The 14661-nt window shown below is 71.0% G+C and carries 15 protein-coding genes; 9 read left to right on the top strand and 6 right to left on the bottom strand.

Annotation, left to right across the window (positions count from 1 at the left end; all coding sequences use genetic code 11):
- From VFB40_RS06050 to VFB40_RS06060, 3 genes are all read right to left on the bottom strand, one after another.
- On the bottom strand, window positions 1-326 hold a 326-nt coding region (locus VFB40_RS06050), incomplete at its 3' end, for a class I SAM-dependent methyltransferase (protein ID WP_324848295.1).
- A gap of 5 nt (window positions 327-331) precedes the next feature.
- Window positions 332-1417 (bottom strand): S-(hydroxymethyl)mycothiol dehydrogenase, encoded by a 1086-nt coding sequence (locus tag VFB40_RS06055; protein ID WP_324848296.1) that lies wholly within the window; start codon window positions 1415-1417, stop codon window positions 332-334.
- A gap of 141 nt (window positions 1418-1558) precedes the next feature.
- Window positions 1559-3352 (bottom strand): PI-PLC domain-containing protein, encoded by a 1794-nt coding sequence (locus VFB40_RS06060; protein ID WP_324848297.1) that lies wholly within the window; start codon window positions 3350-3352, stop codon window positions 1559-1561.
- 269 nt (window positions 3353-3621) lie between these two features.
- On the opposite strand from VFB40_RS06060, the gene VFB40_RS06065 reads away from it, so the two are divergent.
- Window positions 3622-4488, top strand: a complete 867-nt coding sequence (locus VFB40_RS06065; protein WP_324848298.1) for a helix-turn-helix domain-containing protein — start codon at window positions 3622-3624, stop codon at window positions 4486-4488.
- Between the two features lie 12 nt (window positions 4489-4500).
- On the opposite strand, the gene VFB40_RS06070 is transcribed toward VFB40_RS06065, so the two are convergent.
- Entirely contained in the window at window positions 4501-4854 is a 354-nt protein-coding gene (locus VFB40_RS06070) for a VOC family protein (RefSeq protein WP_324848299.1), read from the bottom strand.
- Between the two features lie 143 nt (window positions 4855-4997).
- Between VFB40_RS06070 and VFB40_RS06075 the strand changes: the two genes are divergently transcribed.
- Window positions 4998-5606: an SRPBCC domain-containing protein gene (locus VFB40_RS06075; RefSeq protein WP_324848300.1), complete on the top strand. Its 609-nt coding sequence runs from the start codon at window positions 4998-5000 to the stop codon at window positions 5604-5606.
- Between the two features lie 161 nt (window positions 5607-5767).
- The gene (locus VFB40_RS06080) at window positions 5768-6760 is read left to right on the top strand and encodes a pirin family protein (RefSeq protein WP_324848301.1); all 993 of its coding nucleotides are present in this window, start codon (window positions 5768-5770) and stop codon (window positions 6758-6760) included.
- A gap of 157 nt (window positions 6761-6917) precedes the next feature.
- Here the strand turns inward: VFB40_RS06080 and VFB40_RS06085 are convergent, their stop codons facing one another.
- Window positions 6918-7487 carry a DUF6343 family protein gene (locus VFB40_RS06085; RefSeq protein WP_324848302.1) on the bottom strand — a complete coding sequence of 190 codons (570 nt, stop codon included), beginning with the start codon at window positions 7485-7487 and terminating at the stop codon, window positions 6918-6920.
- 108 nt (window positions 7488-7595) lie between these two features.
- Here VFB40_RS06085 and VFB40_RS06090 point away from each other — a divergent pair, with 108 nt between their 5' ends.
- From VFB40_RS06090 to VFB40_RS06115, 6 genes are all read left to right on the top strand, one after another.
- Window positions 7596-8693 (top strand): tyrosine-type recombinase/integrase, encoded by a 1098-nt coding sequence (locus tag VFB40_RS06090; RefSeq protein WP_324848303.1) that lies wholly within the window; start codon window positions 7596-7598, stop codon window positions 8691-8693.
- Between the two features lie 30 nt (window positions 8694-8723).
- Window positions 8724-10217 carry a pyridoxal phosphate-dependent decarboxylase family protein gene (locus VFB40_RS06095; protein ID WP_324848304.1) on the top strand — a complete coding sequence of 498 codons (1494 nt, stop codon included), beginning with the start codon at window positions 8724-8726 and terminating at the stop codon, window positions 10215-10217.
- Window positions 10218-10300: 83 nt separating this feature from the next.
- Window positions 10301-11164, top strand: a complete 864-nt coding sequence (locus tag VFB40_RS06100; protein WP_324848305.1) for a spermidine synthase — start codon at window positions 10301-10303, stop codon at window positions 11162-11164.
- A 78-nt stretch (window positions 11165-11242) separates the two neighbouring features.
- Entirely contained in the window at window positions 11243-12010 is a 768-nt protein-coding gene (gene leuE, locus VFB40_RS06105) for a leucine efflux protein LeuE (RefSeq protein WP_349261362.1), read from the top strand.
- A gap of 141 nt (window positions 12011-12151) precedes the next feature.
- Window positions 12152-12832 carry a Pr6Pr family membrane protein gene (locus tag VFB40_RS06110; RefSeq protein ID WP_324848307.1) on the top strand — a complete coding sequence of 227 codons (681 nt, stop codon included), beginning with the start codon at window positions 12152-12154 and terminating at the stop codon, window positions 12830-12832.
- A 129-nt stretch (window positions 12833-12961) separates the two neighbouring features.
- A complete protein-coding gene (locus VFB40_RS06115) occupies window positions 12962-13717 on the top strand; it encodes a histidine phosphatase family protein (RefSeq protein WP_324848308.1) in 756 nt (251 codons plus the stop codon).
- Window positions 13718-13821: 104 nt separating this feature from the next.
- Here the strand turns inward: VFB40_RS06115 and VFB40_RS06120 are convergent, their stop codons facing one another.
- Entirely contained in the window at window positions 13822-14499 is a 678-nt protein-coding gene (locus VFB40_RS06120; RefSeq protein WP_324848309.1) for an MOSC domain-containing protein, read from the bottom strand.
- Window positions 14500-14661: the final 162 nt, after the last annotated feature.

Genomic DNA, 14661 nt, shown 5'->3' on the forward strand with positions numbered 1-14661 from the left:
GTCCAGTGCAGTGCCGCCGCCGCGCACACGAGCCCGTAGGTGCGTCCGGGTTGCAGGTCCTCGAACGCGCATTGGAGGGTCCTGACGCTGGCCGGGACTGTCTTGTGCAGCTCGGCGAGCATCGCGGCGTCGGGTTCCGTCGCGGTGACCTCGACTCCGTGCTCTGCGAACAACCGGGTCGCCTTGCCGGTCCCGGCGCCGATCTCCAAGGCGGTGCGGAGCGGTTCGCCGGCGTACTGCGCCACGACGTTGAAAAGCTCTTCGGGGTATCCCGGCCGGAACTGCTCGTAGGCGCTCGCGATCGCGCCGAAGCTGAGTGCACGCATGCGATCTAGAAGACCACGACGGAGCGCAGTACGTCGCCGCCGCGCATCTTCGTGAACGCGGCCTCGACGTCCTCCAGCCCGATCGTCTCGGTGACGAACGCGCCGAGGTCGAGCCGGCCCTGCTGGTAAAGGTCCATCAGCATCGGGAAGTCGCGCGAGGGCAGGCAGTCCCCGTACCAGGAAGACTTGAGCGCCCCGCCGCGCCCGAACACGTCCAGCAGCGGCAACTCCAGCTTCATCTCCGGCGTGGGCACGCCGACGAGCACGACGGTTCCGGCCAGGTCGCGGGCGTAGAAGGCCTGCTTGTACGTCTCCGGCAGACCCACCGCGTCGATGACGACGTCCGCGCCGAAGCCTCCGGTCAGCTCGCGCACCGCTTCGATCGGATCGGTGTCCCGGGAGTTGACGGTGTGCGTCGCGCCGAGCCGCCGCGCCGTCTCCAGCTTCCGGCCGTCCACGTCGACCGCGATGATGCGCGCCGCACCGGCCAGCCGGGCGCCCATGATCGCCGCGCCGCCCACGCCGCCGCAGCCGATGACGGCCACCGAGTCGCCCCGGCCGACCGCGCCGGTGTTCAGGGCCGCGCCGAGTCCCGCCATCACTCCGCAGCCCAGCAGCCCCGCCACAGCCGGCGACGTGGACGGGTCGACCTTCGTGCACTGGCCCGCGTGTACCAGGGTGCGCTCGAGGAATGCGCCGATGCCGAGCGCGGGGCTCAGCTCGGTCCCGTCCTGCAGGGTCATGCGCTGTGTGGCGTTGTGCGTGGCGAAGCAGTACCAGGGGCGCCCGCGCAGGCAGGCTCGGCAGTTTCCGCACACGGCGCGCCAGTTGAGGATCACGAAGTCGCCGACCGCCAGTCCCGTAACGCCCTCGCCCAGCGCCTCGACGACGCCCGAGGCCTCGTGCCCGAGCAGGAAGGGGAACTCATCGCTGATCCCGCCCTCCCGGTAGTGCAGGTCGGTGTGGCACACCCCGCAGGCCTGCACCCGCACGACGGCCTCGCCCGGACCGGGGTCCGGTACCAGCACCGTCTCAAGCGAGACCGGTTCGCCCTTGCCCCGGGCGACGACTCCACGCACCTGCCACGGCATGTAAGACCAGCCTCCCTGCCTGCCCGCCACGCTGCGAGCCCCGTTAGAACCTACTGCGCCGGACAATGCTCGGTCAGTAGGCGCCGCGGCGCCGCGGACCGGAAGATCCAGGGGCGCCGCGGCATGCCGGCCGGCTGATCGTCACGCACACCAGGCGGACTGCTGGCCCTGGTGTCCGAAGAACAGCGGGTGCGTGCTCGTGACGCCGTTGACGGTCGTCAGCGCGGAGCTTTGCAGCGTTCCGCAGATCGGCAGGCTCACGTATCCGGGCGCGAACAGCACCGTTCCGGAGTAGTCACCGACCCCGACCGATCCCCCACCGCCGAGGAACGCCTGCGTCCAAGCCAGCCCGCCCAGCGGCAGGACCTGCTTGTCCAGACGGACCGTCAGCTGGCTTTGCGCAAGGGTGATCGGTGCGGTGACGTGCAGCAGCGCCCACTGGTCGCCCCAGCAGTCGGTCGCGGTACCGAAGCGCCACTCGGCCCAGCCGTAGTAGTTGCCCGCGCTGTCGTAGATCGACGTGGTGTCGCCGATCCTGGTGCTGGTCGAACACGCCGAGTTCGCGCTCGCGGAGTAGCCCTCGGGCGGGGGCGTGAACAGGCGGCTGACGACCGGGCCGTTGTCGCGGTAGACGTCCACTTGCGCGTACTCGTATGTACCGGCCGCATGGACGCTGTTCACGCTCCAGTCGGCTTGTGCCGTCGCGCCACAGACGTAGGTGCGGTACGTCGGATCGGCTGCGCCGCCGACCGCGTAGAAGGTCACTGCGACGTGGGCGCACACACCGTCGGCCAGGGTGTCGTAGAGCGTTCCGCTGACAGTCGACGTCGTGCCCTCGGTGAGCTTTGCGAAGGTTCCCGCTCCCGGGGTTGCGATCCAGCCGTAGTCCTGGTCGGCGGAGGCGAGGAAGTCGCTGATCTTGCTGGCGCCGGATATGTTCGTCGTGGAGCCGTTGTCGACGGTCGGGGCGAGGTCGCCGTTGAGGAAGTCGACCTGGGCGTCGAGCTCGTTCTGCCACTCGCTGGCGGTCTCCAGCGGACAGCCCTTGTCGCGATCGATGCTTCCGTCGCACATTCCGTAGATGCGCAGCTGGCGGCCGTTCGCGTGGGCCGTGCGGGCGTAGGACTCCATCAGGCCGTAGTTCGTCAGGCCGTCCGCGGGGTTGTAGAACTGGATCCAGTTCGCGGTGACGACCGGGTTCGCCGCGGCGGAGTACTGGCTGAACTTGGCGGAGTTGCCGCTGCTGAAGTCGAAGTCGAAGAACTCGTGGCGCGGGTCGTGCTGGGTGACGCAGGTGCGGTGGTTCACGCAGTCCACCGGCGTGTTCCCGGTGAAGATCACTTTGACGGCGCCCTCGGTGACGGTGTCGTGATCGTAGAGCGACAGCATGCTGCTGTACTGGTTCTCCAGCATGGCGTGCACGGTGTTGTAGAGCGCGTCATTGCCGTCGTCCGGGTTGCCCGAGCAGCTGGAAAGCGCGGTGCTCGTGCATTCGCCCTTCAGCTCGATCACCAGGTCGAGCGGCGTGTGCCAGCCGGGGTAGACCTGGCCGCCGTTCGCGTTGACCCGGCTGAGCAGCGGGTCAAGGTAGAGCCGCTGGAGGGTGTTCGGCTTCCCGGACGAGTCGGTGGGCACCGGATCGCCGTGTCCGAGGATGACCTGGCCGTTGTAGAGCCAGACGTCCGCCTCAACGCTGTTGACCTTCTCGGCTAGCGCCTCTTGGAGCGCCTCGGGGTAGATGGCGGACTCGTCGACGTCCGCGTAGTCGTTGTGGGAGTGCGCGTGCAGGAGCGGGGCGCTCACTCCCGTCGGTATCGAAACCACCTTGGGGCCGGGCGCCGACGCGGCGATCGCGGGCGGTCCGGCGAGCAGCGTGATGGTCGCGGCGCCGGTGAGCAGCGCGGCGAGTGTACGTGTTCGGGTACTTCGGTTCATGGCGTGCCTCCCGTGGTGTGTCCCCCCGCGACGAGGGTTCTGCCGCCCGACCGCCCGGGGCAACGGCTCCGCGGTCATCTGGGATGTCCCAGCCGCGTGCAACGCGCTGAGCTGGGCGTCTACCCGCCGCATCTGGGACGGTCGCGGAGACTGGGACGGCGGAGGAGGCCGAGGCGACAGGGAGCGAGTAGAGAGGAGACACACTTCGAGTGCTGCGACCGGCACGCGGCGTCCCTAGTATGGGAAGCCGGTACGAACCGGGGGATCTCATGGCCCAACGGGAAGGCGGCGGGCGGGCGCCGGGCGAACGGTTGGCGGCGGAGCTGCGCGCGGCGCGGGACGCGACCGGGCTGAGTCTCAGGCAGCTGAGATTCAAGGTGCACGCGAGTGACTCGTCCCTCTCGCGGTACTTCGCCGGCCAGATCGTGCCGCCGTGGGAGGTCGTGGAGCAGCTTTGCCTGGTGGCCGGGCGGCCGCCGGCTGAACTCAAGCCGCTGTGGGAGCTGGCCGACCTCGAACGCCGCAGGCCGGCTGACGAGAGCGGCGACGGCGGAGACCGCGGGCCGGCGTCACAGGGTTCGACCTCACAGGACTCGACTTCACAGGACTCGACGTCACGCCCCGCCGGTCCGCGTGTGCGCGGGTGGAGCCGCAATCACCCGCACGCTGCGATCGCCGGGCTGATGACCGCGACCGCGCTGGTCTTCGGCGGACTGGGCCTCTGGATCGGCTTTCAGCTCGGGAACGGGACGAAGTCCGGTCCGGTCCTGCAGCAGGAGGACGCGTGCCGCACGTGGCCGTGGCCCGAGGACGTACCCGGCCAGGTGGCGCTCGCCCCGGCGCTGGTGCACTCGGTCGACCACACCGCGACCGTCCAGTTGGTGACCGGGACGCTGGCCGGGCGTTCCGTCGTGTGGGCGCAGATCACCGGCGCCCGCTACGGCGACCGCGTGTGGATCGACGTGTCCGCCAACGCCGGACAGACCTGGACGCAGTGCGGGCCCTTCACCACGACAGGGGCGGTCTTCTCGTCCCGGGCCCATGAGACCGGCCCGCAGTGGAAGTTCCGGGCCTGCGGGGATTCGCCTATTGCGGCCCAGGGTTACCCGCGCAACTCGTGCACCGGGTACTGGTGAGCGCCGGCCCGGTCAGGCGGGCTGCCACAGCTCGATGCGGTTACCCTCGGGGTCGGTGACCCAGCCGAAGCGGCCGACCCCCTCCATCTCCTGCGGCTCGTCGGTCACGTTCGCACCCTTGGCGCGCAGTTGCGCGAGCATCGCGTCCAGGTCGCGCACCCGGAAGTTGAGCATGGTCTGCTGGGTGCGGGAGCCGAAGTAGTCGGATTCGGGCTCGAAGGTGGCGAACACCGTCGGCCCGGGTTCTTGACCCCACAGGCCGTTCTCATCGGTGTCCAGGCCCAGGCAGTCGCGGTACCAAGCGGTTAGGGCTGCGGGGTCGGCCGCCCGCAGGAAGTAGCCGCCGATGCCAAGCACACGCTCCATGCCGCCATCTTGCCAGGACCGGATGCGCCACGGCGGAGCGGCGGCAGGCCGGGCGCGTTACGTTGGCGGGGAAGGTACCGAGATGCGGCGGCGACAGGGCCGCCTTCGCGGGTTGTCCGATGCTTGCCGAGGAGTGATCAAGTATGGACGAGACGCAAGCTTCCACTGCGGCTTCCGCGGCTACTACAGCTCCCGCGGCTCGCGCGGAGCCCACCGGCGACCGGGACACGCAGGGCGCGGGGGCGCTGGTGATGCTCGGCACCGGGCCCGCCGTGCGGTTTGAGCGCGTGCTCGACTCTCCTGCGGAGGCGGTCTGGCGGGCGCTGACCGAGCCGGAGGAGTTGCGCGGGTGGTTTCCGTGCGAGATCTCGGTGGACCGGTGGGAGGTCGGCGCGTCGCTGACGTTCTCGTTCCCCGGCCATGCCGAATTCACCATGGACGGCGTGGTGCTCGAATGCGATCCGCCGCGCACGCTGGCTTATCTGTGGGGCGAGGAGACGCTGCGCTTCCAGCTCGAACCGGGTTCCTCCGGCTCTGGCGGGACGCGGCTGGTGATGACCGACGAGATGGCCGCGTCGATCGCCGCGCGCAACGCGGCGGGGTGGCACGTGTGCCTGGATCTGCTCGCCGGAAAGCCTTCGTCGGAGGGCGACGAGGGCTGGCGGATGCTTTTCGCGCGCTACAGCGCGGCGTTCGAGCCGACGCTCGGCCCGCAGGAGGGCCCGCCGGAAGGGATGGAGCCTTCCGAGTGAACCGCTCGTGACCTGCCCGTCCGTCGCTCACGGTGGCTTGTCGCGGCTGCCTGCGTGCCACGGGCACGGTGCGGGATTATCCTGCGATAGGTGAACGTTCAACATTACGACGTTCGAAGCGACGGCCGGTCAGGGCCGGCGCGAATGGCCAGGAGGTCACGATGCCTGCGGTGACGGTGGACAGCACGCTGGAGCTTGCGCGAGTGCCGCAGGTGCCGGCTGAGGGAACGCGACAGCGGCCGGTGCGGTCGGTGACCACCGCGCCCACCGGCTTCGAGGGCGAGGGGTTCCCGGTGCACCGGGCCTTCGCGGGCGTGTCGCTGCGGGACCTGGACCCGTTCATCCATATGGACCAGATGGGCGAGGTGGAGTACGCGCCGGGCGAGCCGAAGGGCACGCCGTGGCATCCGCACCGCGGATTCGAGACGGTCACCTACATGATCGACGGCGAGTTCGAGCACTCCGACTCGCACGGCGGCGGCGGCAAGATCATGGACGGGGCGACGCAGTGGATGACCGCGGGCAGCGGCATCCTGCACATCGAGACCCCGCCGGAGCACCTGGTGATGTCGGGCGGCCTGTTCCACGGGATCCAGCTGTGGGTGAACCTGCCGCGGGCGAACAAGTGGAACCCGCCGCGCTACCAGGCGATCGAGGGGGCGCAGGCGACGCTGCTCTCCTCCCCTGACGGCGGCGCGCTGGTGCGGGTCATCGCGGGCGAGGTCGCCGGACACAAGGGCCCGGGCAGTACCTTCACGCCGATCTCGATGATCCACGCGACGCTGCGGCCCGGCGCCCGGCTGGTGCTGCCGTGGCGCGAGGACTTCAACGCGCTGGTCTACAGCCTCTCCGGGCGCGGCTCCGTGGGAGCCGACAACCGGCCGATGGAGGCCTCGCAGCTGGCGGTGTTCGGCGCCGGCGACGCGCTGACGATCGAGGCGAGCACGCGGCCGGACAGCCGCACGCCTGACTTCGACGTGCTGATCCTGGGCGGGCAGCCGATCCGCGAGCCGGTGGCGCACTACGGGCCGTTCGTGATGAACACGAAGGAAGAGCTGATCCAGGCCTTCGAGGACTTCCAGGCCGGACGCATGGGCGTCATCCCGGCCGGGCGCACGCCGCACACCCAGCCCGGCGAGCAGCGCCCGCAGTAGCGAACACGAAAGAGCTACCGACTTGCCACCTGCGCACGTGCGGCGGGTCGGCGTTAGACGCGGCGCGCTTGCGGACCACCCCTCCATCCGCGGGCGCGCCGCCACCATGTGATATTAGAACCCTAAATTAGGGTGCTGCCACCCGCCGCCGAGTCGGTCAGACGCCCGGGGTGCGGTGCTGCCAGTCGTCGCGGTCCTGGTTGTCTTCCTCGTGCAGGATCGGGCTGTCGACGTTGGAGAGGATCGCGGCGAACGGCGGGATGATGGCGGCTACCGCGCTCATGATGACGGCTGCGGTGACCGAGTAGAGCCGGATCCAGCCCCAGGCGAGGATCAGCAGCGTGACGCAGACACCCATCATGATCAGGTAGCGGCGGCGCCGGGTGCGCGGCGTGGCCGGAGTGTACGGACGCTGGGCGGGCCGGACGGGCGGCAGCGGCCGATACGGCGGGATGCCGGGGCCGGGCTGGTAGTGCGGGCCTTGGCGGATGCGGTGGACCACGACGGCCACGTTGATCAACGCGATGACGCAGAGAGCGGCGAACGCCCAGGTGAGCGGCTGGCTTCCGAGCAGCGCGAAGAGGATGGCACCGGCCAGTCCGTTGGCCAGCCCGACTAGAGCGAGCGCGAGGCGCATGCGCAGCGGACTGCGGGCATGGATTGGTTCGTCACCGCTGCGCACGCGGTGATGGTAGCGGTAGGTGCCGGAAGAGCCGGTTTCGCTCACGGGCAGAGCGCCTTCCGGGTGTGCGCCCGAGACGGGGCGCGACGGTTGGCCGCGATCGTCGGTCAGTCCTCCGGCGGATACCCGTGGCTGTCACGCATAATCGCGGGCATGGAGGCAAGCGATCACGAGCTGGACAAGAACGGCGACGTAGATCGGTCGCGGACGCTGGGAGCGTGCATCGAGGAATTCCTGCGCGCGCGGCAGGCGCGAAAGCATGCCGCGAACACTCTGGCGGCTTACCGGCGCGATCTGGACGCGATCGGGGAACTCCTGGCCAAGCAGCACGGTGGCGAGGCGCCTGACCTGCCTATCGACGTGGTGACGGGCCGTGCGCTGCGGCAGGCGTTCGCGCAGTTCGCGCAGCCGCGTTCGGCGGCCTCGGTGGGTCGAGCCTGGTCGGTGTGGAACCAGTTCTTCTCGTTCCTGGTCGCGGACACGGTGGTGCCGGGCAATCCGATGGGGACCGTGGATCGGCCGCGCCCGCCGCACCGGTTCCCGAAGCCGCTGCGCGGAACCGACACCCCGGAGCGGCTGCTGGTCTCAAGCGCCGCGCCGGCGGATCGCACGCGGCGTCGGCGCCCCTGGCCGGAGCGGGATTTCGCGGTGGTGGCGCTGCTGCTGTGTGCGGGGTTGCGTTCGAGCGAGCTGCTGGAGCTGACCGTCGGATGCCTCGACGGCCGGGACGGCGAGCGCTATTTGAAGGTGCGGGGCAAGGGCGGCAAGGAGCGTTCGATTCCGGTGGAGCCGGAACTGGACGCCGTGGTGGCGGAGTACCTGGAGTCGCGGCGGGCCCGCTTCGCCGGACGCTCGCCGGCGCGCTCGGACCCGCTGTTCGTGGGGCATGACGGCGCGCCGATGGGGCGTGGGGCGCTGCAGTACCTGGTGGGGCGGGCGTATCAGGAGGCTGGGGTTTCCTCGCGAGTGCCGCAGGGGGCGTTGGTGCACGCGTTGCGGCACACGTTCGCGACGCGGCTGGCGGAGGACGGGGCGAGCGCGGTGGAGATCATGCGGTTGCTGGGGCACGCCTCGCTGACGACGAGTCAGAACTACATCGACGCGACGGCGCGTGAGCAGCGGGCAGCGGTGCGGGCGAACCGCACGCACAAGGCGTTGCGGCGATTGCTGGCGGCGGAGATGGAGCCGGAGATGGCGCCGGAAGAGGAAGCGGCGCCGGAAACGGGAGCGGAGGGCGAGGCGGCTCGTTGAGGCGTCGAGGCGCAGGCTTACGATCATGGCGTGGCTGATTCCCCTTCTTACCCGGTGCGTGACGGATTGCGTGCGGCTGCCGACGTGGCGGCCGCGCACCTAGACGGCGTGGCGGCGCGGCCGGTGTGGCAGCCGATGCCTGAACAGGTCCGTGCGGCGCTGCTGGATGCGCCGCTGCCGGAGACCGGGCGCGCGGTCGGCGAGCTGCTGGACGAGGCCGAGCGGCGGGTGCTGGCGCATCCGATGGGCAACGGGCACCCGGCGTTCTTCGGCTGGGTCAACGCGGCGCCGCATCCGGCGGCGGTGGCGGCGGGACTGCTGGCCTCGGCCTCGAATCCGTCGAGTGCGGGCGGGGATCACGCGGACGTGCCGCTGGAGCGGGCGGTGGTGCGGTGGCTGGCGCAGCTGGTGGGTTTCCCGCACGAGATCGGCGCGGGGCTGCTGACGTCGGGGGCGTCGATGGCGACGATCGTGGCGATCGGAGCGGCGCGGCACCGGGCGCTGGAACGAGCGGGCTGGGATGTACGCGAGAAGGGCCTGGCCGGGGCGCCGGAACTGACCGCATACGCGACGGCGGAGGCTCACTCGTGTGTGCGAAAGGCGATCGAGCTGCTGGGGATCGGCAGCCGGGCGTTGCGCACGGTGCCGGAACGCGTCGAGAAGGTGGGGGACGCTGGCGACGGGCCGGTCAGCGCGGGCATGGACGTCGAGGCGCTGCGGGAGCTGATCGCGCAGGATCGCGCGGCTGGGCGGGTGCCCTTCCTCGTGGTGGCGAGCGCCGGAACGGTCAACACCGGGGCGATCGATCCACTCGACCAGATCGCGGACGTGTGCGGCTCGCCAGGTGGTGAGGGCGGGGTGTGGCTGCACATCGACGGCGCGTACGGCGCGTTCGGAGCAGTGGATGCACAGATGTCAGCGCGGTACGCAGGGATGGCGCGGGCCGATTCGCTCGCGCTGGATCCGCACAAGTGGTTGCAGGTGCCGATTGGCGTCGGGGCGCTGCTGGTGGCCGACCGGGAGTTGTTGCGCTCGGCGTTTTCGCTGGTCCCGCCGTATCTGCGGGATGAGTCCGGAGACGCGCTGGGCTGGCTGAGCGAGTACGGAATCGAACAGACCCGGCAGTTTCGCGCGCTGCCGGTGTGGGCGTCGATCGCGGCGCGCGGCCGGGCGGGTGTGGCGGCGGATGTCGCGGCGTGCAACGAGACGGCACGGGCGCTGGCGCGGATCGTGGAGGAGACGCCGGACCTGGAGCTGGCGGCGCCGGTGGAGTTGTCGATCGTGGCGTTTCGATATGCGCCGGCGGGTGTCGCGCCCGAGCAGGTCGACGAGGTCAACGCCGCGCTGCCGGCCGCGATTCAGGAGCGCGGGGCGGCCTTCGTGACCGGGTCGGTCTATCAGGGCCGGCCGGTGCTGCGGGCCTGCGTGCTCAACCCGGCCACGCGAGAGGAGCACGCGCGGTTGCTGGTAGCGGAAGCGCAGGCGGCGGGAGCCGAGTTGCTGGTCGGCGCGACGGCGCATTGACGCACGGTGGCTGCCTGGCGCGTACCAGTGGTGCGTAACGCGGCGGTGCTGCGTAGGTACGCGGTGCTGAATAATGGGGCGCTGTGCCCTCCGCCCGATCGCGCCGTGCCGCCTCGCAGCCCGCAGCCGCGCTGACCGCGTCGGGAGTGGCGCGGCTGCTTCCGGATGTGGACCAGCCGGGCGCGATGCTGCTGACCGTCAACGAGGTACCCCAGTCGTATGTGGACCTTGAGGATCCGACGCGGCTGGAATTCGAGTACATCCAGCGGTTGGCGCATGTGGCCGACGCGGTGTTCCCGGCCGGTGCGCGCATCGACGCGCTGCATTTGGGCGGCGGGGCGCTGAGCCTGCCGCGATACCTCGCACACACCCGGCCCGGCAGCGGACAGCTCGCGGTGGAGATCGACGGCCAACTGGTCGCGTTCGTACGCGAGCATCTGCCGTGGGACCGGCGCTGGCGGCTCAAGGTGCGCACCGGGGACGCGCGCGAGGCGCTGGCTTCGCGGCGCGCGGGCAGCGCGGACCTGGTTGTGGCCGACGCGTTCGCCGGGGCGCGCACCCCGGCGCATCTGACCAGCGTGGAGTTCGTGACGCTGGCGGCGGCCGCGTTGAGGCCCGGCGGCGTCTACGCGGCGAACATCGCGGACGGCGCCCCGCTGGCATTCGCGCGCGGACAGGCGGCGACGGTGCGCGCGGTGTTCCCGCATGTGGTGTTGATCGCGGAGGCGGCGGTGCTGCGCGGTCGGCGCTTCGGCAACCTGGTGCTGGCCGCGTCGCAAGAGCCGCTTCCGATCTCCGACCTGGTGCGCCGCGCCGCGGGCGACCCGTTCCCCGCACGAGTGACCGGCGGGGAAGCCTTGGATGCGTGGATCGCCGGGGCGACACCGGTCACGGACGCCACCGCGGTGCCCTCCCCCGAGCCGCCGCCTGGCGCGTTCGAACTGTAAGGAGCGCTACCCGGCAAAGGGTGTTGCGGGCGCGCGGCTGTCACGGCGATGATGGCGCCACGACGATGAGGGGGCAGCTTGCTAGGGACTGTGAACTTGCCCGAGTACGTCGCCGGCGCGGGCCTGATCATCCTGCTGCCGGGGCCGAACTCGCTGTATGTGCTGTCGGTGGCCGCGCGCCGCGGTGTGCGCACCGGGTACCGGGCGGCGTGCGGGGTGTTCCTCGGTGACAGCACCCTGATCATGCTCACGTCGCTGGGCGCGGCCTCGCTGCTCACGCGCTCGCCGCTGGCGTTCGACGCGGTCAAATACCTGGGCGCGGCGTATCTCGCGGTCCTCGGTGTCGGGATGCTGCGCGCGGCCGTGCGCTCGCTGCGGCAGCGGCGTGCTCAACTGAGGGAGGCGCGGGAGTCCGGCGGCGCTCAAGACGATGCGGTGCCCGCGAGGACGATGCATGCAAAGGTCCATGCGGACGCGGCAGCACCGCAGGACGCGGACTCGCCCGGCGCGGAACCGGAAACGGGCGCGGGCGCGAACCCGGGTGAGCGGCCGTTCCGGCGGGCGCTGGTGGTCAGCCTGCTCAACCCGAAGGCGATCCTGTTCTTCCTGGCGTTCTTCACGCAGTTCGTCGACCCTGCCTATCCGCATCCGGTCGTGCCGTTCGCGGTGCTCGCGGTCATCATCCAGGCGTTCTCGGTGCTGTATCTGAGCACTCTGATTATGGGCGGCGACCGGCTGGCCTCAGCGCTGCGCCGCCGGCGTCGTCTGGCCTCGTGCATGACCGGCGGCGTAGGCACGCTGTTCCTCGGGTTCGCCGCGAAGCTGGCGACCGCGACCCTGCACTGACCGCCGAGCGTTCGCGGCGCGCCCGGCGTGCGTTCACTCGTTCGGCCGTGCAGGTGAGACGCGCGGTACCCGGCGGTTCGACACTGAAAGCCCGTCGCGTGGTGTGGCGTGGGCGGTGTGTCTGTCGGACGAGGAGCGCACATGGCGCTGAGCGGATCGCTGCCCGAGGCACGGGGGCGGCTGGCGGTGGCCGGGTACCGGCTGGGGACCGCGGCGCTGACGGCGGTCGCGCTCGGGTTCACCGCGTACCGGGCCGGATTCAGCGGCAGCACGGGGCTGGTGAACTTCTTCAGCTACTTCACCATCCTGAGCAACATCCTGGGCACGGTGGTCTTCCTCCTCGGCGGGCTGAGCCTGCTGCGCGGAGGCGAGGGCGCACCGGACCTGCTGCGCGGCGCGGCGGCGCTGTACCTGGTGATCACCGGGATCGTGTACGGCGTCGCGCTGGCGCATTACGACACCCCGCAGGTCATCCCGTGGGTGAACACGGTGGTGCACAAGGTCACGCCGCTGGTGTTCCTGCTCGACTGGCTGATCGACCCGCCGCGCCGCCCGCTGCGGCTCTCGCGCGCGGCGGCCTGGCTGGCGTTCCCGGTGGTGTTTTTGGTGTATTCGCTGGCGCGCGGCCCGGCGGCGCAGTGGTACCCGTATCCGTTCCTGGATCCGCGTGCGCACGGCTATCCGCGCGTCGCGCTGTCCTGCGTGGTCGTGGCCGCGGCGTTCTTCGCGGTCGGGGCGGGGCTGTGCTGGGTCGGCCGGGCGCTACGCGCAAGGCGTTCGACGACAACGACCGCCGTTAAACCCGCGCACAGTCAGCACTGAAGCCCGGCGACCGGCGGCGGCGCGCCCCCGATGCACCCGCCGCGCCGCAGCGCGCGCCCTCGAAGAGCACGTACAGTACAAGTCTGCGCGACACACGCGACGGAGGGGACGAATGTGTCTGGTCATTCCATGACCGTCCCGTACATCACACCGACCGACCCCGCCCCCGCGTGGACCGTGCCCCTTCCGGCGCAGGTGACCGCCGTGCGGCACGGGCAGTCCACCGCGAACGCGGCGTTCGCGGAGGCGGCGCTCACCGGGGCGCTGAGCGTGCCGATCACCGAGCGGGACGCGGACCTTCCGCTGACGCACCTGGGCGCGGCGCAGGCCGCGGCGGTGGGCCGGCGCCTGGCCGCGGACCCGCCGGAGGTGGTGTTCTGCTCGCCGTATCTGCGCACCCGGCAGACCCTCGCGGCGATCCTCGGGTCGATGGCCGACGCCGGGATCCCGCAGCCGCACCTGCTGTACGACGAGCGGTTGCGGGACCGGGAGACCGGGTCGTGGGAGATGCTGACCACGGCGGCGCTGCGGCGAAAGTACCCGGAGGAGATGGCGCGGCGCGACCACGTCGGGCCGTTCTACTTCCGGCCGCCGGGCGGAGAGAACTTCCCGGACGTGGCGCTGCGGGTGCGTTCGCTGCTGCGTGACGCGTTGCCGGCGGCGGCAGGCCGGCACCTGCTGATCGTGGCGCACGACGCGGTGGTGCTGATGCTGCGGATGATCTTCGACGGGCTGGACGAGCCGGCGCTCAACCGGATCGTCGACGCGGGCGGCGCGATCGGCAACTGCACCGTGACGCGGTGGACGGCTGAGGGCGCGCGGCTGCGGCTCGCGGACTACAACGACGCCGACCATCTGCGGCACTTGGCAGCCATCTCGAGCTGAGCGGCCCTGTGCCGCGCGCTCCGCACACGGCCGCTCTGTGCGGCGGGGGCGGAGCGCGGGCCGGGGACGGACCGGAACGGGCGCGGCCTACGAGCGCGCTCGGCTCATGAGCGGGTGCGGCGGGCGATGGTCTCGCGGGTTTCCTTCGGCAGCGCGTCTCCGGCGGCGATCAGGTCGCTGAGCCGCTCCGGCGCGCTGGTCAGGGCGCGAAAGTAGAGCCCGAGGGTGACCTGGTGGTCGGGGCGGTGCTCGATGGTGACCAGGTCCCCGGCCTGGATCGGCCCGGGCTCGATCACACGCAGGTAAGCGCCGGTCGCGCCGCGCTCGGTGAAGCGTTTGATCCAGTGCGCCTCGCCCATCTTCTCGGCGAACACGGTGCACGGGATGCGCGGGCAGGCGGCCTCCAGCAGCGCCCGCTCCCCCACCCGCCAGCGCTCGCCGACCAGGGCGCCGGTCAGGTCCAGGCCGACGGTGGTCAGGTTCTCGCCGAACATGCCCGGCGGCAGTTCGCGGCCGAGTTCGCCCTGCCACCAGTCGAGGTCTTCGCGCGCATAGGCGTAGACGGCTTGATCGTCGCCGCCATGGTTCTTGCGGTCGCACACCGCGTCGCCGGACACCCCGCTGCCGCCGACTCCCTTGGGGCCGGGGGCTTGTACGTGCACTGCGTGGGTCACCGGGAGTTTGCCGATGCCGGTGGGCTGGCCTTTGGCCTCGGTGTAGTACGGGTTGGCGGCGATGTTGACGGAGAGCAGCCGTCCGTGCGGCGCGGGCGGGGTCTTCATGGCGGCAGCGTAAAGGCACGGCCGGGGGCGTGTCGCGTCCAAATGCGGTCGCCAGGTCCGATCCGGCTGGTCGGCCGGGGCCGGAAGAAACGATCCTGCGCGGCCCGGGCGCGGCTGTGGTCGAAGCCTGACATCTGCGGTCTGACCGCGACACGTGTCACG

Source organism: Actinocrinis sp. (genome assembly GCF_035650855.1).
In the GTDB taxonomy this organism is placed as follows: Bacteria; Actinomycetota; Actinomycetes; order Streptomycetales; family Catenulisporaceae; genus Actinocrinis.